This is a genomic window from Nonomuraea sp. NPDC048892, from assembly GCF_040649735.1.
GTDB lineage: Bacteria > Actinomycetota > Actinomycetes > Streptosporangiales > Streptosporangiaceae > Nonomuraea > Nonomuraea maheshkhaliensis.
In genome coordinates, this window is sequence record NZ_JBEZFZ010000001.1 from 558,317 (window position 1) to 579,206 (window position 20,890).

The window sequence follows — 20,890 nt, forward strand, 5'->3', positions numbered from 1 at the left end:
ATTTCACCCATGATTCTCGTGTGTTCAATTTTGTGTTGCCCAGCCTCTTCACCGCAGGGCTCGCCGCGCACGGGAAGGACTTGCCGTTTCGAGCCAGAATCGTCATTACCTGGCGTCTGCCGGTAGGAGCGGAAGTTTCTAGCGAGGCTCTTGTTGCAGCGGGCGATCTACTAGCGAAAGTAGCGGCAGAAACTACGCGATCGTTTTCTGTCTTACATCGGGAAGAAGCCGAGAGCGCACTCAACATGAAACTGCGCAGGATACGGATAGATCCTGCCCCCTCTAGCATACAAGTGACGTTGGCCGTTGAGCCGGAGGACGTGGAGTTTGCTCAGCAGCAACGGATGAGAGATTTGGAGGTCCTGCGGCAGCAGGCAGAGGTCGGACGCCTGTTGGTTCTGCGGGATACGGTACTCCGCGATGCTCCAACTGCCCGGCTGTGGTGGCTTGGCGCCGACCGGAATCGCCTGGCCGACCTGGCGAAGCACGCTGACGACATCGAACGAGCTGTTGCACTTGTAGCCCCTGTTGAAAAGGCGAATGTATCACGGCCAGATGAAGTGGTCATCACCAAGCTTGTCGATCAATTTTTGAGTGAGCTAGATACTGATTCCCGATGGCTGCTTCTTCAGCAGCTGGGCATGGTCTTCCGAAATTACGACCGAGGCGATCTCGCTACGCAACTTTCTGCGGCGACCCTTGATAGTGCGGTTTCTCTTAGGTCGGATAGCATCGAAGCGAACGGAACCTCGCCTATCAACGACCCGCCCTGATTTTCGCGTTACTCCGGTGTGGACGTGGCGTTGGCACAGGACTCCACGTCGCTGAGGGACGGTCTGGCCGAGTGATCACACGTTCCCGTGAAGGCCATCGGCTCCCACAGCGGCCCCAAGCGGACGGTTATGCTGCCGCGCGGCTTCCGTTCCTCGGGCCTGGCGGCCCTGCGGTACGGCTCCACTTGCCATCGGAGCACGAAGGCTGAGCACTGATATTGCTGGCGTGAATGCTGCCGTGCCCCCATGGTGCTGTACAGCATCCAGATACAGCAACACCACCTAGCCGGATCAGATGTCGCCAGTCTCCTACTACCGCTTGAGCAGGGCGAGCAAGCCACCACGTGGTAACCGGCTCCCGTTTGCAAGCAGGAAGTCAGGAGTTCGAATCTCCTAGGCTCCACTGCACTTCGGAGGCGAACGGGTAGGTGGTCCATGGCCACCCACCCGTTGCCCGTTTTCGTGGTTGCCTGCCGGGACCCCACCCCGATCGGTCCTCGCTCCGCTCGGGCTGTCTCGCCTGGGGCGCGCCTCCGGCCCGCAATGTCTTCGCGATGGGAGCGCTTCGCGCACGGGGGCTCAACCGTCGCTCCCAGTCGAGCCCAGCCTCGACCCCTGCAAGCCTTCGCTCCGCTCAGCCGTTTCTTCTCTTGACAGGCGCAGGCTACGCCTGCGTCTCAGTCAAGTCTGACGGCGCGTCACGCTACGACAAGCAAGATCCATTCTTTTTGTAGGTCCCGGGTTATGGGTGTATCCACGGGATCCACGACGGCGCCGCCCCCGCACGCAAGGGAGCCGCGCCGTCTCAGTGCCGCCTACACCTTCTGACTTGCCAGCACGGTGGCCCAGATCTCGGCGGCCTCGTCGCAGGACCACCGATGCGTCTCGTAGATCGTCTTGCCGCCGTCACCGCCGTATTCGGTCTTGCGGATGTAGGACTTGCCGCCCAGATGACGCAGCTCGTACACAGGTGAACGGCAATCGCACGACCAGGCCACCACCCGAGCATGGTCGTCGGCCCTCGACGGCTTGTGCCAGACCAGTTTCATGTGCCCCTCCTGAGCCTGGTTGACGTGCGGACTGATGCAGCCGGTGATGATCTCCACTAGGTCGCCTGCTTTCTACCGACTCCGGAACACTCGAAGCAGGTCACCTGCACACGCTCGACCCCCGTCCCGTCGAGCCAGCACAGCGCGCCGGCACGGCTCTTGCGCATCCACCGCCATCTCTTGGCCCGGCAGGCCCGGCACCTCTCGCTTGTCAGTTGATCGCTCCGAGTCATGGGACAAGGGTGTTCACCTGGGGCAAGGCAACCCATCCCGCGCCGGAATCCTCAGGTGGGATCAGCACTATCCCTTGACGGGATAACTCCGATCCGTGAGCGTTTAGTTACCGAGAGCCCAAGGGCGCAAGGAGAACCCGCACATGCCCGCAGACGGGGCCGAATCGGTCTTGTGCGCGCGGTTGCGACAATTCACGGACTTCGTCAAGCGCTATCGAGCCATGAAGCGATAGGCAGCGTTCCACCGCGGGCGAAGGTTCTGGGAGATGGTCCCTTCAAACGCCATCCCATCCCTTCCACCCGTACCAAGGACCAATAAGGTGCCTGTACTGGTCGTCCCAGTTGTCGGTCGGGAGCTGACCGCTGGGCAACCAGACGAATCCTCTCGACGCCATGAGCGGCCAGTCCGTTGCAAGGAACCGGGAGCCACCGGGGATGGCTTCACTAGCGCGCTCCGAGTGGTCTGATTGGGACATACCTCCGCCATACCGCGTCTCCGTATGGTCTCACCTCGACGGGGAAATCAACGGAGGGAACCATATGAAGATCATGCGTACCGCGGTCGTCGTCGGGGCCATGGGGGCCGTGGCCATGATGGGCGCGCCCGCGTCGGCGTCGGTGACTGCGTCCGCCTCGGCGTCCGCGCCGGCGGCGTCGGTGACCACGTCGGCAGCCAAGGCCCTCGTCGCGACCTGTTCGAAGGGGTCCTACAGGCTGAAGGTGACCGTCACCTACATCAACACGACATTTGGGCACCGCTTCAGCCGTGTCCACTGGACGGCCTCCGGAGGCCGCACCACGGTCAAGGTCAGCCTCGTCCAGGATCGGGGCGGCCGTCCGGACGCCGAGTTCCTGGCGACCGTGATCACGGGCAACTCCGGCAGCAGGGCGATCTCGGCGACCCGGCCGATGGCGCATCGGGTCTTCGTGAAGCTGGCCGGTAGGAAGGGTGTCACGAGCTGCGTCGGGCAGAGCGGCGTCATCTGATCCGGACCGCTCGGCGCCCGCCGTCGTCAGACGGCGCTGGCGTTCCTGCGTGGTGCTGTACGGCACCCGGATACAGCAACGTGCAAGGTCAACGCGATGGGGCGCTTTCGCGCACGGAGGCTCAGCCCGCTACTCCCAGTCGAGTCAAGCCTCGGCCCCTGTAGGCCTTCGCTCCGCTCAGCCGCCCTTCGTGGGGGGCGCAGGCTTCGCTTGCGCCCCCGGTGAGCTGGTCAGGTCTCGCGGCCGTCGTGCCGCCCAAGGAAAGATCCACTTTCATGTGTAGGTCCCCGGCTTGTGGGTGCATCCCCGGGCACCGGCAAGGGTGCGGCCCCTCCATCCAGGGGGACCGCGCCGTCCACCACCACCTACACCATCTGACCTTCCAGCACGGCGACCCAGATCTCGGTGGCCTTGTTGTAGGACCACCGATACGTCTCGTAGATCGTCTTGCCGCCGTCATCGCCGTACTCCGTCCGGCGGATGTAGGACTGGCCGCCCAGGCGACGCAGTCCGTACACGGGTTACCGGCAGTCGCACGACCAGTCCACCACCCGGGCACGGTCTTCGGCCCTCGCCGGCTGGCGCCAGACCAGCTGCATGCGCCCCTCCTGTGCCTCGCTGACATGTGGGCTGATGCAGTCCGTGATGATCTCCACTACATGGCCTGCCTTTCGCCGACTCCGGAACACTCGAAGCAGGTCACCTGCACACGCTCGACCGTCGTCCCGTCGAGCTGGCCCAGCGCGTCAGCGCGGCTCTGGTCTTCGCTCGATTCCGCGATCAGCTCCGAGGCGGCCCGTTGGCCGGTTGGGGGGCGGCCAGGTGCCGGATCGCGAGGGAGGGCGATTCCACGCGATCCGCCGTCAAGCGGGCTCGGGATCCGTAGGGGTCACCTGTCAAACGTTGCCGCCTGGTAAGTGGTTGGGAAAGAACGTATGCGGCAAGATAACTCAAGGATCAAGGCGGTTCGGAGCCGTTGCCAGCACCGGGAAAGGGCGCGCAACATGACTGACATCGAATCGGAAAAAGTGTACAGAATACGGAACGCTAAGTCCGGCACTTATATCGATATCACTGAGGACGGCGGCACAGTCCATGCCGTCGGAAATCCTTTGAATGACAGCGACACCCAGATGTGGCAGCTCAACCGGATCGGACCGGGGTGGACCCTGCGGAACGTCGGAACAGGTACATACCTCAGCACCAATCTTGAGCCGAGGAATGACGACGGCGCTCTTCTGCAGGAATCCCCGTTCGAGTGGCTTGTGTGGGAGGATGATGCGGTCACGCAGTCCTGCCGCTTGTGTGTCCCCCACTGCAAGAAAGATCTCGAAGTTACGAACCACGGGTCCTCCGGCCCGGGAACGCGGATAGCGGTGTGGGGAAGATGGGCGGGGCAGAGCCAAATGTGGTTCTTCGAAGAGTGTAAGTCATAGCGCCGATCACGCACCTTGACCGCCCTGGTCGTCCACGACCACAGCACGATCTGGGCCTGGCCGCTCGCTGTCTGGGGCACCTGGCCAAGCGGGCGCTGGTCCACAGCGGACGCGGTGAAGCCGTGTGCTGGAGCGGCGCGGGACGGCTCGACTTCGCTTCCCTGCCCATGGGCCGGGCCATCTAGTTGGGCTTCGCCCAGGCGCAAGCCGAGGACGAGCACCAGGACGCAGGCCGGGTACATCGGGTCCTCGTTCAGACGCGAGAAGTTCGGAGAGCGCCGAAACGCTCACTGCCGGGGTGCCGACCGTACGGTCGCGCCAGATACGGTTCCTGATCGTGGTCGACGATTCGACATGCCCGCGTAAGTTGCCCGTCCTTCGGACACCCTTGCCATGCCTTACCCTGAGCCCGCTCACCGTGGCTGACGCCGGGACCTACTACGACCTCATCGCGAAGAACCGTGAGCACCTGACTCGCAACGGTGACTATGAGGAGGTCAAGACCGCCACGCGCGAGTCTGTCACGGAGTACTTCATGAGCCCGCCTGACCGCACCATCAAGTACGGCGTGTGGGAGTGCGATCGGCTTGTCGGCAGAGTGGATCTCAACCCAGTGAATCCGCCCCGGTACTCAATCGGCTACTGGCTCGACGAAGCCGCGACCGGCCAGGGCTACATGACGGCCGCTTGCAGTGCGTTGATCGATTTTGCGCGCACCACCCTTGGCGCAACAGATGTCTTCGCCGGGGTAACGCATGGCAATTCAAAGAGCGTCGCTGTCCTTGAGCGCCTGAGGTTCAGCCCTGCTGCTGATTTCGAGCACTACACAAGATTCCGCCTCCCACTGAGCTGAGGCACATGTGGGCGGAAGGAATGCAGGACGCGCATGGCAACCTCCGTAGGCTGTACACGTGATCGCCACGCCATTCGTGGGCCATCCATCAGGCGAGGAGGGGGCAGCGCGGTGATCAGTGAAGAAGGTCTCCGGCTCGGTGTGCAGGCCGCGCGTCGACTGGTGGAGTTGGACTGCTGCGAGATCGAGGAAGGACTCTCCGAGGCGGAGCTGGCGCGGATTGAGAAGGAGTACGGATTCGCGTTCGCCGACGATCATCGGGCTTTCCTGACGGCAGGGCTGCCGGTGCGTCAGCCTTGGGAGGAGGGGCAGACGTGGAAGAACCCCTGGCCCGATTGGCGGAACGGTGATCCCGAGGCTCTGCGAAAGCACGTCGCCTGGCCGATCGACTGTCTCTTGCGGGATGTCGAGCACGGCCACTGGCGATCGAGTTGGGGCGAGCGGCCGAGTGATCTGTCGGAAGCCGTCGAAACGGCCCGGCTCCTGCTGGCGGGCGTCCCCAGAATGGTTCCGGTCCATGCACACCGGTTCCTACCGGCCGGCCGTGGAACGCACGGGCATCCCGTCCTGTCCATGTGGGGCTGGGACATTATCTACTACGGCACTGACTTGGCCGACTACATCACCCAAGAGTTCCAGGAGCCACGCCCCGAACGTGACGGGGAATGGCAGCCACACGCCACGGTCCCGTTCTGGCGAGACTACCTGTGAGCGCAGGCCGCCCGTACGTGGGAGTCGGATCAAGATCCGGGATATGCGCGGATGATGCCGTAGGCAGAAACCATGGCGAAGGCTGTAAGGCCAGCTCAGCGGCCCGTCGGGGTCTTAATTGCCGACGCGCTGTGAAACCGTCGGCGGTTGGCGCCTCGTCCTTATCACCCGGTCTGCGGCGAGTTGTCATAGGTGGTCGAGGGCGGGCGAACCCGTAGCTCGGGTGTGCTGGACGCCAGGCATGGGCCCCGTGCGAAGAGGCATGTCGAGGCGTGGTCGTGCGGGCCATCAGCGTGCTTTCGCGCATGGAGGCTCAGCCGCTACTCCCAGTTGAGCCAAGCCTCGACCCCTGTAGGCCTTCGCTCCGCTCAGCCCTTCTCGACAGGCACAGGCTGCTCCTATGCGCGCCGGTTACGTCCCGTCGGGTGGTTAACTCCGCTTCGGTTTCCCCATCCACTTGGGCTCCGCCGTCCAATAGCAGCGTCAGTTGATAGCTCACACGGATCTGGATCACCTGCATGCCACGGTACGGCGTCAACCAGCGGTCCTCCAGTTCGACCAGGTCTCTCGGCCGGTCCATGTAATGCCTCCGTGGCAGTCAACCGCATCGAGGGTTTGATCGCCTGGCTCTGACCCGGTTCCCCTTCGAGTAGGTCGATGGCAGACGGGTGATCGGGCGGGGACTCGTGGAGTGGATCACCACTCGCGCCATTGGTCGGTGATCTCCGAGCGCTCGATTCCTCGACGGGCAGCGAGTCCGTCGAGATCGATCCCAGCCTCGCTGAGCACGCCGTCGATGAACTCGCACAGCTCTTCTCTTTCGATCGTGTCGTAGTCGTGATCGTCATGGGCGCCGTCGACGTCGTTGAGCCCTTCGACCACCCGTTGGATCGCTGCGAAGACCTCTCCATCGGAAGGCGTGTCAAAGCCCCGTACCTCATGCTCGAAGGCTGTGAGGACGTGCTCGGTCGCCACTACCAAGGGCTCTGGATACAGCGCGGCGAAGTTCGAGTCCTCGACACTCCTAAGGCCGGCGGCACGCTCAGCGAGTTCCTCGGCGACGTGCTCGCGCCAGATGTCTGTTGGTCTTTTCGCCACTGCGTGATCGTATGACCAGACACTCGCCGGCCGACAGCCTGAGATGCGAAGGCAGTGACTGACAACCGCTTGCTCTGAACATCCCGCTCCAGCGGCCGCTGAGATCGCCACGAAGGCGGCAATGGGATCGGGAGAAGCACCAAGAGGACCGCGAGGGCGGTATTTGCGTACTCCAAGCACGACAAGAACGCTCATCGCGTTTGGGTGGGCACCGATGAGGTCATCGTAGGTTTCTCGAAGCATTTCGCCAGCAGCCTGGGCCTGGCAAACGAATCACGATGAACCTCAGCGAACAGACGTGCCCGTTGCGTGCCCGTCAGCCGTTCAGACGGTTCTCCAGGCCGCCGCCGACAACGCCGGGGCGGCCGTCGAGTACTCGTTGCAGGTTGAGTACCCGTTGCACAAAGAAGGCCCGCCGGCGCGACGATACTCGGCGGGCCTTCCCGTGCCCGGATCAGGCGCGAATGTGCTCGGCGGCCTTCGCCTGGAACGCCTCGGTGGAGGCGGTGGAGGCGGGCGATGAGCGGGCCGTGCTCACTCGGGACGGGTCCCGATGCGGTCAAGAGATACTCGGGCTGGCGGCACCAGTGAAGACCACATGGCCAACTTCGCCGCCTACTACATGGTCGAGGAACTGAAGTCTCGGCTGCTGTCCGCTTTCCCTGCACCACAGGCCCGAATACCTCTCAGGCCGCTGATCGTTTCAACACGAGCTGCGACCTGAACGAAAAGGTCCGCGCCGCCGTACAGAGCGCCGGTGGCAACGTCAGCGCAATCCACGGGCGGGTCGTGCTGGTCAAGCACCCGGACGGATCTCTTGAACTGTTGACGCTCTTCGTGGCCAACGGGAAACTGATCGACGCCACCGGCGAACCTATGCTGATCTTGACGACTTCCGCGCGAACAACGACCTGCTCAGCTCGGACGACGTCATTCTGGCACCGCGCAACATCACCGCCGTGGCGGGCGAGGGCGAGATCGTCACGGTGTGGGGTAAGGAGTAGCGCCGGCGCGCTCAGCTGCGGGCCGGTTACAGCACTCCCGCGTCCCGCGCTGTCCATACCGATGGGATTAGAGGGCGGTAGCCCAGTTCGTGACGGATGCGAGTCGTCGACATCACGCCGTGCCACGGATCCGGGGCATCCTTGTCGTAGGCTTCCTGCGGCACCGGCAGCCCCTGGAACAGGATGAGGTCGACCATGGTGACCGGGGCGTCGTCGGCGATGTTGTAGATACCGTGTGCCCCGGGCGCGTGCAGCAGCCGCCGCAGGCCTTGCGCCACATCAATGTGGTGGCCCATGTGCAGGCGCTGCATGGCGGGCCACTTCAGCACCCACTCCATCACATCGGCCAGATGCGGGTCCCCGTCGCCGTACACGAACGGCAACCGTCCGATGCGGAGGTCATCGAGGCCGTCCAACGCCATGAGCGCACGCTCGGCTTCCCGTTTGGACTCGGGGTAGGCGCCCCACAGTTGACCGCCCGGCATCGTCTCGTCGCTCTCGACCAGCGCCCTGCCCCGCCCCTTGCCGTACACGAGACCGGTGCTGACCTGTACGAACCGCCGTACGCCTGAAGCCACCGCGGCCCGGCCGAGCTCGATGGCCGCGTCCCTGTTGACCGCCCGCGCCTCCTCGTCCGGTACCCCGCGGAACGCGGCGGCGACGTTCACCACCGCGTCCACGCCGGCCGTCGCTTTGCCGAGCGCCTCCGTGTCACGTAGATCGCCGATCAGCACCTGGGCGCCGAGTTCCGCGAACCGCTCGCCGCGCGCCGCGTCCCGCACCAGGACCCGTACCTGGTCGTCGGGCGCCGCGCTCTGCAACAGCCGCGGCACGAACCGCCGCCCGACCTGGCCCGTCGCTCCTGTCACCAAAGTCAGCATGGCCGCCTCCTCGTTGTCGTAGCCACCTTTGAAGCGTGTGGGAAGGACGGGATCGGCGGGAGAGACGCGGTCATCCAGGGATCGGCGCTCCCTGGATACATGGCCGGGAGCAGGGCATCCTCGAACAGTGGACCGTACCGAACTCGCCGACTTCCTGCGCCGGGCCCGCACCCGGCTGGCCCCCTCCGACGTGGGCCTGAACGCGGGTCCGCGGCGCCGTACCCCGGGCCTGCGCCGCGAGGAGGTGGCGCAGCTCACCGGGATGTCCACCGACTACTACACGCGGCTGGAACAGCGCCGCGGCTCCCACCCGTCGCGGCAGATGCTCACCGCTCTCGCCCGCGCCCTGCGGCTCACGGACGCGGAGCGCGACCACCTGTTCCACCTGGCGGGCCAGGAGCCGCCCCGGCCCGGCGACTCCTCGGACCACGTCCGCCCGGGGCTGCAGCTGATCCTGGACCGGCTGCACGACCTCCCTGCGTCGGTGCTGAGCGACTGGGGCCAGATGCTCGCACAGAACACCATGTCAGTGGCCCTGACCGGCGACCATGTAGGGACGAATCTGATCCGCCGCTGGTTCATGGTGCCGGGCGCACGGGACCTGGCCCCGCCCGAGAAACACGAGGAGCATGCCCGCGCACACGTAGCGACCCTGCGTGCGGTCACTGCGGCACGCCCTCACGACCCCGGCCCCGCCGCCCTCGTGGCCGAACTCCGCGCCGCGTCGAACGAGTTCGAGAAACTCTGGGAGTCGCATGACGTCGTGGTACGCCGCCCGTCGCCGAAGCGTTTCCTGCACCCCGTGGTCGGTGTCCTCGACCTCGACTGCGAGGTACTGGTCAGCGACGGCCACAGCCAGCAACTCATCGTGCACTCGGCGCGGCCGGGCACCGAGACATACCAGCGGCTCGAACTACTGCGGGTCGTCGGCCTCCAGAACCTGACCCCCAGCTCCTAGTAGGAGAGGTAAAGCGAGACCTGGCGACCACAGTGAGGAGGGTGTCTGCCACCGCAGGGCGGCACGCGACGGCCGCACATCACCGCTGACCTTGGACGACGTCACGGACCAGGGCAGTCGGTCTGCCCGAAGCGGAAGGTCGTCATGCTTTGCATGCTGGACTCCGTCGTCGGTCTGTACGTGGACGCTCTGCGAGGTCATGAGCAAGATCGATCAGATGAGGCAGGCGCAAGGTTCGGCCGCCGCTTCCAGGCAGCGGAACGTGTAAGGGCTCGGTCCAGTTGGCTGGAATCGCCGACGTGGCCGAGATGATGATCGACGAGCCCAACAGGCGTCTGTGGCGTGTGGTGGACGCCGCCTACGACCGGCTCACCTGCACCGAGTGCGGCAGCAGGCTGAGCCGGGGGCCGGCCGGCTGCACCGCCTGTGACCTGGCGAACGGGTTCCGGTACGTCGCCGTCGAGATCGACCGGCCCGGCGTTCCGCCAGGCAACGAGCACGCGCTACGGGTCAATGTGTCGGTGGTGCGCAGGCCGTCCGGAATTTCGTGGCGTGAGGTATTGGCACGGCGGCTCTTGCTCCCCTTCCTCCTCGACGGGCACCTGCCCACGATCAGGCAGGCCCAGGCAGTACGGGCTCTCCTCGATAAAGGGGGCACGGCTGAGGATTTAGCGGAGCATCTCAATCTTGTCTGGGGTAACGACGACCGCTAGCTATGGCCAGGCGTGCGGAAGCGACCAGATGGCAGTCGTGATCGCCGTGCCATTAAATCGCTGTGCCATTAGAGAGCAATTAACGGGAGTCAGTTTGCAAAATCCTCGCCGACCTAGCCCCTCCAGAAGTCAGCGGATGGGAGGCCGGCGGACGTATGATGGCGTGCCTGCAAGGGCGGTCAAGCTGAAGCTACGTGTCCAAGGCACTCCGTATTCTGGCGGCCAGGGCAGCGGTCTCCTCAGGGGTGCGCTCGATGACCCCGTTCTCCGACATGAGAGCGTGGTACTGCTGCTGCTCGTACGGCACCCCAGGCGGCAGGCCCGCGATGTGCCAGTGCAGGTGGGCGTTCCCCTGCTGGCTGCCCAAGGACAACAGATACGTCCGCTCGCACGGCACGCATGCCTCCACGGCCAGCGCGATTCGACGCACTACTCTCATCACCGCGACGAACTGATCCTCGGGAAGGTCTCGGACGACGTGCTCGACATGGGCCTTGGGCGCCACGAGGACGTACCCCGGCAGTACGAAAAAACGGGGCAGAAACGCGATGTGCTCCCCGTCGTCGTAGACGATTTCCTCCGGCTGGTCGGAAACTCCGTTGACCATCGCGCAGATGAAGCACGGTCTCGTCTGCGAACGACGGCTGTAGCTTTCCACGTCGAACGGCACCCGCTTGATCGAACCCGTCATCATCGCCCTTCCTGGGTGGAGCTCTCGGCCCGGACCACGCCATGGTCATCGTGCCATCGAGGCCGTACAAGGCAGCGGTCGATCGCGGACCGTCGCCACCGATCTGATCACCTCCACCAGTCCCGGTCAGGAAGCCTGAGCCACACATCAGGCTCGAATGAGATGGATCGGGCATCGGTCGGCCGCAGGCCCGCGCCGGCGAAGCAGTACGCCACCGCTTCGCCCTGGTAAAGGTAGGTGGCGAGGATCTCCTCCGCGGGTTCGTCGGCGGAGACGGCGCCCCCGCCCGGATGGGTGTCCCATCCTTCGGTGGAGCCGTCGCGGGCGACGACTCCCTGCTTGCCGCTCTTGGCGTTGGCGAACATTCCGTAGCAGACAGAGCCGACCGACAAACGCCGCACGACGCCGGGAACGTACGCGTTGTATCCCCATGGCTGGAAGACGACGCATCCCCCGGGCACGTCCGTGACGCCGATGAGGCCCAGGCTGTCGTCGAGATCCGCGAACGGATCGTCCATGACCTCCTCGATGTCGTCCTCGTCAGCCGGTACGGCTTCCAGCCGCCGCGCCACCTCGGCCGCGGTGATGCCACCCGCGCAGGCGAGGCTGAACCCGTCGTCCACCAAGTGGTCCAACGCGGCGATCAACTGCCGGGCGTCGACCACGGCGGCGGCCTCGTCGGCGGACAAACCGGCTTTCCCGGCCGGCAGCGTGAACAGATCAGGGGTCGGAGTGGCCAGACTGAGCCGTCCGGGCGACCAGCCGTTCATCATCGGCCGCCACGGGTCCGCCCCGGCCTCGACCAGGACGCGGGCGTTGTCCGGGCGGTTGTTGAAGACGGCGGCCCAGAGGGCGGTACGGCCCTCGTGCTCGGCATCGACATCGTCCACCCGCCGGGATAATTCCGCGACCACCTCGGGCGAACCCACTCCGGCGGCGGCGTGCAGCGGCCGTACGTGGAAGCTCACACCCGTGTTGGGATCGGCGCCCGCGTCGAGCCGGGCGCGGATCAGGCTCAGATCTTTCCAAGAATCCCACCCGATTCCGGACCATCCGGGCCCATCGGTGACGACCATGACCCCTCCTCGCAGGACGTCGGGGAGCTGTCTTCGAGGGCCGATCATGGCGTACGGGACCGACAGTTTCCGGGACGGGCAGGGCGTGAGCAGAGCGAAGGTTGGGCCAGTATTACCGCATGGACCTTCAGAAACTTCGCGAATCCATCACCCAGGCCTGGGCGACGGACGTGCTGCCCAGCCTCTCCGGTTTGGTGGAGATTCCCGCCGTGTCGCCCGCCTACGACGCCGCCTGGGAGGAGAACGGCCACCTGCGGACCGCCGTAGAGCACGTACGGAACTGGGTGGAGTCGCGCGGCCTGTCCGGCGCGCGGTGCGACGTCGTGCAGCTCGACGGCCGCGCGCCGCTCCTGCTCGTGGACGTGCCCGCGACGCCGGGCGCGGCGGCGACCGGGACCGTGCTGCTGTACGGGCACCTCGACAAGCAGCCGCCGCTCGGCGACTGGTCGGAGGGGCTGGGCCCGTGGCAGGCGGTGATCCGCGATGGCCGGCTCTACGGCCGCGGCGCCGCCGACGACGGGTACTCGGGTTACGCCGCCACGACCGCGCTGGAGGCCGTACGCGGGGCAGGTGGCGAACACGCCCGTGCCGTCATGCTGCTGGAGACCGGTGAGGAGTCCGGCAGCCCGGACCTGCCCGCGTACCTGGAGCATCTCGGCGACCGGCTCGGCGAGGTGTCGCTGGTGGTCTGCCTGGACGGCGGCGGCGGAGACTACGAACGGCTGTGGCTGACCTCCAGCCTGCGCGGCGCGGTGCAGGCGACCGTCACAGTGCGCGTCCTCGAGTCGGGCGTCCACTCAGGGCTCGCGAGCGGCATCGCGCCGAGCTCGTTCCGTGTCATGCGCCAGCTGCTCGATCGGGTGGAGGACCCGGAGACCGGCGAGGTCAAGGTGCCCGAGATGGTGGTGCCCATTCCGGACGAACGGCGCGCGGAGGCGGCGGAACTCGTCGCGCATCACCCGGAGGTCGCCGTGCCCCGGCTCCCACTGCTACCCGGAATGAGGCGCGTCTCCGACGACGACGTCGAACTCGTCCTCAACAACACCTGGCGGCCGACCCTGTCCCTGACCGGCGCCGCCGGACTCCCGGACCCCGCGGTGGCGGGCGCCGTGCTGCGACCCTGGACCTCCCTCCGGCTCAGCTTCCGCCTGCCTCCCTCGGCCGACGCCGAGGCGGCGCGCGCCGCACTGGAGAAGATCCTCACGACCGACGTGCCGTACGGGGCGCGGGTCGAGGTCGGCGACTTCATGGTCATGAACGGCTGGCACCTGCCGGCGACGGCCCCCTGGCTGGCCACGGCGTTGCAGCAGGTCGGTGATCGCGTGTTCGGCAAGCCGTGCCAGAACCTGGGCATCGGCGGCGGGATCCCGTTCATGGAGATGCTCGGCAGGCGGTACCCGCAGGCGCAGTTCGTCGTCACGGGGGCGCTCGGTGCGGACTCGAACGCGCACGTACCGGACGAATGGCTGAACATCCCGTTCGCCACACAGGTGACCGAAGCGGTCGCACACCTTCTCGACGCGCACGCACACGAGAACGGGCCTGCCTGACCCGACGGGATGGGTCATCACCGTTCTGACGACCATGCTGGATTACTACGGACTCCCGGCCGACGCGCCCGGCATGGCGACACGTCCCTCGGGGTCGCCGTACGACCGGGTGACTCATGTCGAGCGTGCCATGGCTGACACCATTGGTCATTCTCGCTTTCTGCCACACCTGGTGCTCCACGAACTGGAGGCATGGGTTCTGGTGGGTCATGAGGCGCTTGGCGAACTCACTGGCGACGACGCGCTCGCCCAGGCCGTGCGAGCCATGGTGACGCAGGCCAGAGGCGCCGAATTGGTCAACGACGGGGTCAGCACAGCGCCTTCCAAGCGTCTGCTTCGTCTATATCCGCGATATCGCAAGACCTCTGACGGCCCGCTCGTCATAGCCGAGATCGGCATCGACACCATCAGGAGCACCTGTCCGCACGCGGACGCCTGGTTCTCCGCGATGAACGCTGTGCTCACGAAAGAACTCTGACGTATCGGGGCCCAGGTGCCTGGGCGGGCCGGCCACGTTGCTGAGTGGGGTGGCCGGCCCGTTCAACGTCAGTTCTGGAGCCGCTTCTCGTGCCAGGTGTAGTAGATGTAGGTGCTGCCGGGCCCGGTCAGTGTGCCGTAGACCTGCCAGAAGCTGTCGGGTGGGAGTGAGAAGCGGAAGATCTTGTCTCCGGGCCGATCGTCCACGAACGTGCTCGGCACCGTGTTGGTCCAGCTCCGTACTTCGATGGTGAATCGCTCGTTGTCGGGGATGTCGAGGCAGATTTCGTACGTGTACGCCGACGGGCCGCCGATGTTGTAGGTGCGGCCGTCGATCGCGGGCCTTTCGACGTTGGTGGGGACGTAGCTGTTCACGACCCGGGTGTAGCCGCCTGCGGTGCAGTCGATGGGGGAAGTGGCCGCGGAGGCGGGGCCGTTGCCGGTGAGCGTGGCGCCGAGGACGCCGGCGGCGACGAGAATGGGGATGGTGCGCTTCATACCTCTCCTCATCCGTGCGGTGACGCTCCAACCAAGTAGTTGAAGGCGAAACTGATTCTGGCTTGGTCGCCGCTTTCGGACAAGGCCGGGAAAGATTTTGTGCAGTGGTGAGTAAAGTCGGTGCCTTCTGGGCTCTACCCGTCAAAAACGCTCTGCGATTGAGCAGGTGACGGGATGTTCGTGCCATTAGCATGCGCGGGGCAAGTGCTCCACGGTCCCATGCGTGTCTTGAGGCCGGCGTCGGAGCGGGATGATCAGCGAGTCCAAACTGGATCTTGTTCAGCTCGATCCGAGCGACCACATGGGGAAAATCCGGCTCCTGCTCGGTCTGCAGAACCTTGGTGGCTACCCGGGTGGACCAGGCCTGGCCGCGTTTTCCCAGGTCGAACTCCATATCGTGGGAATAACCGGCTGCTCCCCAGGCTTCGACGCCGATCAGTTCGGATTTCAGTGAGAGCCGGCCCGTCCACAACTCTTCCCAGTCGTCCGCAGGTGGCGGCCCGTCCCAACGCTCCAACCGGTTGTGGACGGCATTCAATTCGTTCGGACGCAGCACCGCCGGGTCCAGCAACGGATGCCGTGCGCGCGCCTCATGACGGAAGAACCCCGCCAGCAGCACCCCGCCGCACCCCAGCGAGCCCCAGGCCCAGGCGGGCCAGCCCTGGTCAGGGCCGAAGATGAGCGGCACGGTCACCGCGGCCATGGCCACGGTCAGGACGGCCACTCCGCCCGGATCGAGGCGCGCCCGCCCGTCCGTACGGGAGTCAGGCAGCAGCCGCGGACCGAGCACCAGCAGCAGCACCCCAATTGGGACGTTCAGCAACAATACGGGCCGCCAGGACAGGCCGAAGAGGTCGGCACCGACCACCAGCCCGCCGACGACCTGCCCCAGCGCGACCCCGAGGGCGAGCACCATGCTGTAGAGGCCGATCGCCCGGCGGCGGGCGGCCCCGTCCCAGTGCAGCTGGATGAGCGCGAAGATCTGCGGAGTGAGCAGCGCCGCCCCCACGCCCTGCCCGACCCGGGCGAGCACCATCGTGGCCGCGTCAGGGGCCAGCCCGCACAGCAGCGACGCGCAGGTGAACCAGCCCATCCCGAGCAGGAACGCCCGCCGCTGCCCGACGACGTCACCGATCCGCGCGCATGTGACGAAGAGCACGCCGGTGGTCAGCAGGTAGCCCGACACGATCAACTGGATCGCGGCGCCGCCGGCGTGCAGGTCGTCACGAATCGTCTGCGCCGCCACCGACACGATCGAGCTGTCCATGGTCGCCATGACCTCGCCGGTGAGCAGCAGGGCCAGCATCCGGCCCCGGCGGGCGGCCGTCGCCGATGTGGAGGCGAATGTAGTCATTCGCCCAGCATGGGGGTACGTACGCGCTCGGTCTTGAAGAAATATGCGGAACGGAATTGTCGGTGCCGGTACGTAGGGTCGTGGAGTGCGTACCGCGAAGAGGGTGATCGAAAACCCGCACGTCGTGATCAGGAGCGTTCGGTGCACGGACGACCGGGTCCGCTGGTCGGAGCCCGAATCATCGCATGCCGGCCCAGATCGTGCTGGTCCGGCGGGGCCGCTTCCAGGTGGAGTCCCGAGGGCGGCGCGTGACCGTGGAGCCCGCCACGGGTTACCTGCACCGAGCGGGGGAAGAGCTGCGTTTCGCCCATCCCGCGGGAGGCGACGTGTGCATTGCGGTCACCTTCGTCGACGACGAGCTGACGACTGGCCTCGATGCCGCCCCTTCTCTCGCGATCCACGTGGACGCCCGGCTCGAACTCGCCCACAGCCTGCTCCTGCGCGCCGCCCCCGAGGCGCGGACGTCGCCGCGGTTGAGGCGGTCCTCGACCTCTTACGGCTGTCCCTGCGCGGCCGGTTCCAGGCCACACCCGCGCCCGGCCGGGGAGACCTGGCGAACCGGGCCAAAGAGGCGATCCTCGCCGACGAGCCCGCCGGCACCGGCCTCGTCGCCCTGGCCCGCCTGCTGCGGACTTCGCCGTCCCATCTGAGCCGTACGTTCCGCCATCACGCGGGCATGCCGTTGAGCCGTTACCGCAATCGCGTACGCGTCAGCCGGGCACTGACCTCCCTGAACAGGGCGAAACCGACCTGGCCGCGCTCGCGGTCAGGCTCGGCTTCAACGACCAGGCCCACCTGACCCGCGTCATGCGCGACGAACTGGGACACACCCCCGGCCGCGTCCGCACCCTCCTCGCGCGGCAGGGCTATCCGTTGGACGGGAGGGTCGTCGTGGGAGTGTCGGTCGGCGGCTGAGCCGCACCTTCGCCGCGAAGGGTGACGAGGGACGGGTGAGCGCCGACGTTGTGGTGGATGACCAGCGTGGCCTGCGTCGTGCCACCCTCGGCCGGCGCACTGAAGCTCACGCCGAACGAGCAGGACACGCCGGCGGCCAGATTCTTGCGCTCGCAGGTGGCGTCGTGGCTGAAGTACGCCTTGCCGTCGCCCTTGATCTCCATGTAGGTGACCTTCAGCGTGGCGTCGCCGACGCTTTCGATGTGCACCTCGCTGTCGCAGCCGCCCTCGGCGGTGCAGGTGATCTCACCCGGGGTGACCTCCACGCCCGCCTTGCCGCCGGGCACCTGGATGATTTGCTTGTCGCCTCCGCCACGGGGGCGCTCCTCAGCGGTCCCCTTGTCGGTGCCGCAGATGAAATCGGGGCAGATCGGCGCGCGCGACGTGATGAGCGCCGCGGTGATGACCGCCCCCGCCCCGATGAGAGCGACCGCGATACCCGCTCCCTTACCAGACACGAACTCCTCCGATGTCCCTTATGAGGGCCGAAAAGCGTAAATGATCGGCGGAAGAGCCGAGCCGCCGTCAGAACCGGATTCCTTCACAAAAGGGAGAAACCGGCGTATCCGCGCGCGGCCGTCCCCGCGACGGCCGTCCTGCCATGCGAAATCGGGCTCCGGCGCCCAGCCATCGAGAGCCCCGGCCCGAACCCGCACATGTCAACGATAAACACTTCGCGGTTGCAATTCACATAAATAATTCTTGGCGCACGCTGTTCCGGCCGGCATCGGGCTGAGGGCGCGGGTGCTCTCGACGCCCGCGAACCCGTCAGACGGCGGCGGGCGGCGCCGGCTGCGCTTCCTGGACCGCGGGGGTGAACCAGGTTCGTGCCGGAGGAAGCAGGAGCAGAGTCGCGATGAGCGCGGACCAGGGGGCGGTGATGATCCAGTCAAGGGTGCCCTCGATCAGGAAGTAGACGAGGTCGAACAAGGGGATCGCGAGCTGGACGGCGATGGTGACGAGCCGGACTCGGGGGTGCCGGGTGCGCCACCGGTTCGCCAGCAGACCGGTCGCGAGTGACAGGGCGTAGGAGGGGGCGTAGAGCAGGTGCTCAAGGTTCTCGTCGAAGCCGGCGGCCAGCGCCAGGATGAGCATGACGACGCTGATCAGGGCGATCGTCGCCTGGAGCCAGATCAGGTTCCGGGCGAACTTCAAGGACAGGGGCATGTCGGGAGGGCCACCTTCGGTTTTCGGGGGGTACGGCGGAGCCTGTCGTGAACGGCTCCGCCGTACCTATGGTTTCACCTCCACCACCTGTCGCTGTAATGGCGAGTGACGCGTTCGCGGAATGGGACGAATATCCCTTTAAAGGGTCCTATTAACCGACGAGGGCTTGGGTGATCTGGCGGGTGGTTTGGGTGGCGATTCTGGGGTTGGTGGCGGCGTAGGTGGTGTAGGCGTTCAGGCCGGTGGCGAGGGCCCAGCCGCGGCCCCTGGTCCAGGTGGCGTCGTCGAGGTCGAGGGTGGTGCGGAAGGCGGCTCGGCTGATGGGTGACATCAGGGTGAAGGCGATCATGAGGTCGCAGGCCGGATCGCCGATGCCGAGGCCGCCGAAGTCGATGACCGCGCCGAGACGGCCGTCGATGGTCAGCAGGTTGCCGGTGTGGAAGTCGCCGTGGAACCAGACCGGGCGTCGATCCCATTCTGGGGCGTTCAGGGCTTCGTTCCACAGGGCCGTCATGGCGGTGGGGTCGAATATGTCGCTGACCGCTGTGATGGCGGCCCGGGTGGCACGGTCTCTGGCGGCCAGCGGCTGGGTGGTGAGGTCCGCGTGGGGTTCCCTGGCGTATTCGGGGCCGAAGCGCTGCAGGGCGGTGAGGAATTCCGCCAACTGGACGGCGGCCGTGGACGAGTCGGCCAGGGCCTCGACCGTGGCCACCTCGCCCTCCAGCCAGCGGGACACCGCCCACCGCCACGGATAGCCGAAGTCGGGCTCACCCACTCCTACCGGTACGGGGATGGCCAGGGGAAGGTGCGGGGCCAGGCGGGGTAGCCACTCGAACTCCTTCTGGGCCTGGCGGATGGCGCCGCCGTGGCGGGGCAGCCGGACGGACAGCTGCTCGCCCAGCCGGTAGATCACATGGTCCGAGCCGGCCGGATCGAGCAGTTCGAGAGGCAATGCGGCCCACTGCGGGAACTGCGTGTCGACCAGCTTTCTGACCAGTGCGGCAGTGATCGTGGGGCGGTCGTTCGCGGTTCTCGCGGTCGCCAAGAGCAACTCCTGCGATCGGCCCGCGCCATACGAGCGGGCGGTTGGAGCATCACCGTGCATGAACCGCGGCTGTTCTGTCGATCGAATTTCCCCCTGGCGTACTGGCCGCCTCAATGAGGTCGTCAGCCGGTATTGGTCGCCGCCGTCGCGTGACAACTGTCATGTCGTCCTCATGACTGCGACGTCTACGCCGTTACGCGCTTCTGCACGAAGATGGAACCATGACGAGCGGCAAGAAATCCTTCAATGGGAAGGTCGGCATCTGGCCGGGCATCGCGATGGGGATGGCCCTGGGTGTCGCGTTGGACAACTTCATCCTCGGCACGTCGATGGCCGTGTGCCTCGGAATCGCCCTCTCGTACGCGCTCGCGACGAACGAGAAGGCCGAAGGAGAAGACGAGTAGAAACCGCCCCGGTCGCATGCCGGCCCGTTCCGAGGCCGGTCGGTTGGTGATGAGTTTTGGGCGCGTGAGGAGTCTCCTTTTCGAGTGCGGAGTGATTCGAAAGGAGCGGTTTCGTGGACATGCACAGCGTCGTGTGCGTACGTGATCGGGCGGTGTCGCTGAAGTGGTACGAGGTGTTCTTCGGGCGGCCGGCGGACGAGGTCATCGGCGAGGAGTACCTGTGGCAGGTGGGTGAGAACGCGTACCTGGTCATCGACGATCGGGACGTCCGGGCCGCACGCGTCGGCGGCACCATGATCACGTTCGGGGTCACCGACCTCGATGACTTCCTGGCCCGGCTGGCCGCGCACGGTATCGAGCACGAGCCTGTGGAGACCTACTCCAACGGGGTGCGGCACGTCGAAGTTCTCGATCCGGACGGCAACAGCATGTCGCTCGCGGGGATCCCCCAGGCCACTGAAGAACCATCAGGAGGGTGACTCGATGCGGTCGATGAGCTGCTCGCTCCACGCGCGGATGGTCGTGGCCTGCTCAGGGGTGAGTGAGTCGAGGAAGTAGCGGCGGATGTTGCCGGCGTGCCCGCGTACGGCGTCCTGGATGAGGCGGCGTCCCTGGGCGGTCAGGCCGATCCGGGTGCGGCGGCCGCTGGGACCGCCCTCGGTGCGCGCCACGAAGCCGCGGTTCTCCATGCGGGTGAGCTGGTGGGAGACGCGGCTCTTCTCCCATTCGAGGGAATCGACGAGTTCGCCGACGCGCATCTCCCCGCCTGACGCCCGCGACAGCGTCACCAGCACGCTGAACTCCGCCTTCGAGATGCCGTGGTCGCGCTGCAGGCCGCGGTCGAGTTCGCGGACGAGCAGGCGCTGGGCGCGCATCCAGGTGTCCCAGAGGTTCCACTCGTCGGGTTCCAGCGTCTCCGGCATGGCGGAATCGTACCTGGTGAGCTGCAGTTGACGCGACAACTTCGTCCTCCTAGAG

The 20,890-nt window shown here is 66.1% G+C and carries 24 protein-coding genes and 1 pseudogene; 12 read left to right on the plus strand and 13 right to left on the minus strand.

What is annotated here, in order from left to right; all coding sequences use genetic code 11:
- The first annotated feature begins 20 nt into the window (after positions 1-20).
- Positions 21-773 (plus strand): hypothetical protein, encoded by a 753-nt coding sequence (locus AB0C28_RS02730; protein WP_358072897.1) that lies wholly within the window; start codon positions 21-23, stop codon positions 771-773.
- 815 nt (positions 774-1,588) lie between these two features.
- On the opposite strand, the gene AB0C28_RS02735 is transcribed toward AB0C28_RS02730, so the two are convergent.
- Positions 1,589-1,879 carry a hypothetical protein gene (locus tag AB0C28_RS02735; RefSeq protein ID WP_358072899.1) on the minus strand — a complete coding sequence of 97 codons (291 nt, stop codon included), beginning with the start codon at positions 1,877-1,879 and terminating at the stop codon, positions 1,589-1,591.
- A 716-nt stretch (positions 1,880-2,595) separates the two neighbouring features.
- On the opposite strand from AB0C28_RS02735, the gene AB0C28_RS02740 reads away from it, so the two are divergent.
- Complete coding sequence (locus AB0C28_RS02740; protein WP_357839482.1) at positions 2,596-3,042, plus strand: hypothetical protein; 447 nt, start codon at positions 2,596-2,598, stop codon at positions 3,040-3,042.
- A 365-nt stretch (positions 3,043-3,407) separates the two neighbouring features.
- On the opposite strand, the gene AB0C28_RS02745 is transcribed toward AB0C28_RS02740, so the two are convergent.
- Positions 3,408-3,560 carry a hypothetical protein gene (locus AB0C28_RS02745; protein WP_358072901.1) on the minus strand — a complete coding sequence of 51 codons (153 nt, stop codon included), beginning with the start codon at positions 3,558-3,560 and terminating at the stop codon, positions 3,408-3,410.
- Positions 3,561-4,046: 486 nt separating this feature from the next.
- On the opposite strand from AB0C28_RS02745, the gene AB0C28_RS02750 reads away from it, so the two are divergent.
- The 3 genes from AB0C28_RS02750 (at position 4,047) to AB0C28_RS02760 (ending at position 6,042) form a co-directional block, all read left to right on the plus strand.
- Complete coding sequence (locus AB0C28_RS02750; RefSeq protein WP_358072903.1) at positions 4,047-4,478, plus strand: RICIN domain-containing protein; 432 nt, start codon at positions 4,047-4,049, stop codon at positions 4,476-4,478.
- A 337-nt stretch (positions 4,479-4,815) separates the two neighbouring features.
- Positions 4,816-5,331 (plus strand): GNAT family N-acetyltransferase, encoded by a 516-nt coding sequence (locus tag AB0C28_RS02755; protein ID WP_358072905.1) that lies wholly within the window; start codon positions 4,816-4,818, stop codon positions 5,329-5,331.
- Positions 5,332-5,442: 111 nt separating this feature from the next.
- Entirely contained in the window at positions 5,443-6,042 is a 600-nt protein-coding gene (locus AB0C28_RS02760; RefSeq protein ID WP_357839470.1) for a hypothetical protein, read from the plus strand.
- A gap of 696 nt (positions 6,043-6,738) precedes the next feature.
- On the opposite strand, the gene AB0C28_RS02765 is transcribed toward AB0C28_RS02760, so the two are convergent.
- Both AB0C28_RS02765 and AB0C28_RS02770 read right to left on the minus strand, forming a co-directional pair.
- The gene (locus AB0C28_RS02765; protein ID WP_357839467.1) at positions 6,739-7,140 is read right to left on the minus strand and encodes a hypothetical protein; all 402 of its coding nucleotides are present in this window, start codon (positions 7,138-7,140) and stop codon (positions 6,739-6,741) included.
- Between the two features lie 1,030 nt (positions 7,141-8,170).
- Positions 8,171-9,025, minus strand: a complete 855-nt coding sequence (locus tag AB0C28_RS02770) for an NAD(P)-dependent oxidoreductase (protein WP_358072907.1) — start codon at positions 9,023-9,025, stop codon at positions 8,171-8,173.
- Positions 9,026-9,152: 127 nt separating this feature from the next.
- On the opposite strand from AB0C28_RS02770, the gene AB0C28_RS02775 reads away from it, so the two are divergent.
- Together AB0C28_RS02775 and AB0C28_RS02780 are read left to right on the plus strand one after the other, a co-directional pair.
- Positions 9,153-9,983 carry a helix-turn-helix transcriptional regulator gene (locus AB0C28_RS02775; protein ID WP_358072909.1) on the plus strand — a complete coding sequence of 277 codons (831 nt, stop codon included), beginning with the start codon at positions 9,153-9,155 and terminating at the stop codon, positions 9,981-9,983.
- Between the two features lie 308 nt (positions 9,984-10,291).
- A complete protein-coding gene (locus AB0C28_RS02780; protein ID WP_358073178.1) occupies positions 10,292-10,696 on the plus strand; it encodes a hypothetical protein in 405 nt (134 codons plus the stop codon).
- Positions 10,697-10,886: 190 nt separating this feature from the next.
- Here AB0C28_RS02780 and AB0C28_RS02785 read toward each other — a convergent pair whose 3' ends face one another.
- Positions 10,887-11,366, minus strand: coding sequence for an HIT family protein (locus AB0C28_RS02785; RefSeq protein ID WP_357839458.1), 480 nt, complete (start codon positions 11,364-11,366; stop codon positions 10,887-10,889).
- Positions 11,367-11,494: 128 nt separating this feature from the next.
- Entirely contained in the window at positions 11,495-12,463 is a 969-nt protein-coding gene (locus tag AB0C28_RS02790; protein WP_358072911.1) for an ankyrin repeat domain-containing protein, read from the minus strand.
- Between the two features lie 119 nt (positions 12,464-12,582).
- On the opposite strand from AB0C28_RS02790, the gene AB0C28_RS02795 reads away from it, so the two are divergent.
- Complete coding sequence (locus tag AB0C28_RS02795; protein WP_357839452.1) at positions 12,583-14,013, plus strand: M20/M25/M40 family metallo-hydrolase; 1,431 nt, start codon at positions 12,583-12,585, stop codon at positions 14,011-14,013.
- 25 nt (positions 14,014-14,038) lie between these two features.
- Positions 14,039-14,491 carry a DUF4276 family protein gene (locus AB0C28_RS02800; protein WP_358073179.1) on the plus strand — a complete coding sequence of 151 codons (453 nt, stop codon included), beginning with the start codon at positions 14,039-14,041 and terminating at the stop codon, positions 14,489-14,491.
- Positions 14,492-14,559: 68 nt separating this feature from the next.
- Here the strand turns inward: AB0C28_RS02800 and AB0C28_RS02805 are convergent, their stop codons facing one another.
- Entirely contained in the window at positions 14,560-14,988 is a 429-nt protein-coding gene (locus AB0C28_RS02805) for a hypothetical protein (protein WP_357839449.1), read from the minus strand.
- A 250-nt stretch (positions 14,989-15,238) separates the two neighbouring features.
- Between AB0C28_RS02805 and AB0C28_RS02810 the strand changes: the two genes are divergently transcribed.
- On the plus strand, positions 15,239-15,442 hold the full coding sequence (locus AB0C28_RS02810; protein WP_358073188.1) for a hypothetical protein: 204 nt from the start codon (positions 15,239-15,241) through the stop codon (positions 15,440-15,442).
- Positions 15,443-15,772: 330 nt separating this feature from the next.
- On the opposite strand, the pseudogene AB0C28_RS02815 reads toward AB0C28_RS02810, so the two are convergent.
- The 5 genes and pseudogenes from AB0C28_RS02815 to AB0C28_RS02835 form a co-directional block, all read right to left on the minus strand.
- Positions 15,773-16,342 (minus strand): annotated as a pseudogene (locus AB0C28_RS02815) (MFS transporter); the annotation flags it as partial.
- Between the two features lie 128 nt (positions 16,343-16,470).
- Positions 16,471-16,770, minus strand: a complete 300-nt coding sequence (locus tag AB0C28_RS02820) for a hypothetical protein (RefSeq protein ID WP_358072913.1) — start codon at positions 16,768-16,770, stop codon at positions 16,471-16,473.
- Positions 16,771-17,208: 438 nt separating this feature from the next.
- Positions 17,209-17,754: a hypothetical protein gene (locus tag AB0C28_RS02825; protein WP_357839437.1), complete on the minus strand. Its 546-nt coding sequence runs from the start codon at positions 17,752-17,754 to the stop codon at positions 17,209-17,211.
- Positions 17,755-18,064: 310 nt separating this feature from the next.
- On the minus strand, positions 18,065-18,463 hold the full coding sequence (locus tag AB0C28_RS02830) for a hypothetical protein (RefSeq protein WP_358072915.1): 399 nt from the start codon (positions 18,461-18,463) through the stop codon (positions 18,065-18,067).
- A 151-nt stretch (positions 18,464-18,614) separates the two neighbouring features.
- On the minus strand, positions 18,615-19,508 hold the full coding sequence (locus AB0C28_RS02835) for an aminoglycoside phosphotransferase family protein (RefSeq protein WP_358072917.1): 894 nt from the start codon (positions 19,506-19,508) through the stop codon (positions 18,615-18,617).
- Positions 19,509-19,729: 221 nt separating this feature from the next.
- Between AB0C28_RS02835 and AB0C28_RS02840 the strand changes: the two genes are divergently transcribed.
- Positions 19,730-19,912: a hypothetical protein gene (locus AB0C28_RS02840; RefSeq protein ID WP_358072919.1), complete on the plus strand. Its 183-nt coding sequence runs from the start codon at positions 19,730-19,732 to the stop codon at positions 19,910-19,912.
- A 119-nt stretch (positions 19,913-20,031) separates the two neighbouring features.
- Positions 20,032-20,391, plus strand: coding sequence for a VOC family protein (locus tag AB0C28_RS02845; protein ID WP_357840657.1), 360 nt, complete (start codon positions 20,032-20,034; stop codon positions 20,389-20,391).
- Here AB0C28_RS02845 and AB0C28_RS02850 read toward each other — a convergent pair.
- Positions 20,380-20,835: a MarR family transcriptional regulator gene (locus AB0C28_RS02850; RefSeq protein WP_357839424.1), complete on the minus strand. Its 456-nt coding sequence runs from the start codon at positions 20,833-20,835 to the stop codon at positions 20,380-20,382. The two genes, AB0C28_RS02845 and AB0C28_RS02850, sit on opposite strands and share 12 nt — an antisense overlap.
- Positions 20,836-20,890 lie beyond the last annotated feature (55 nt).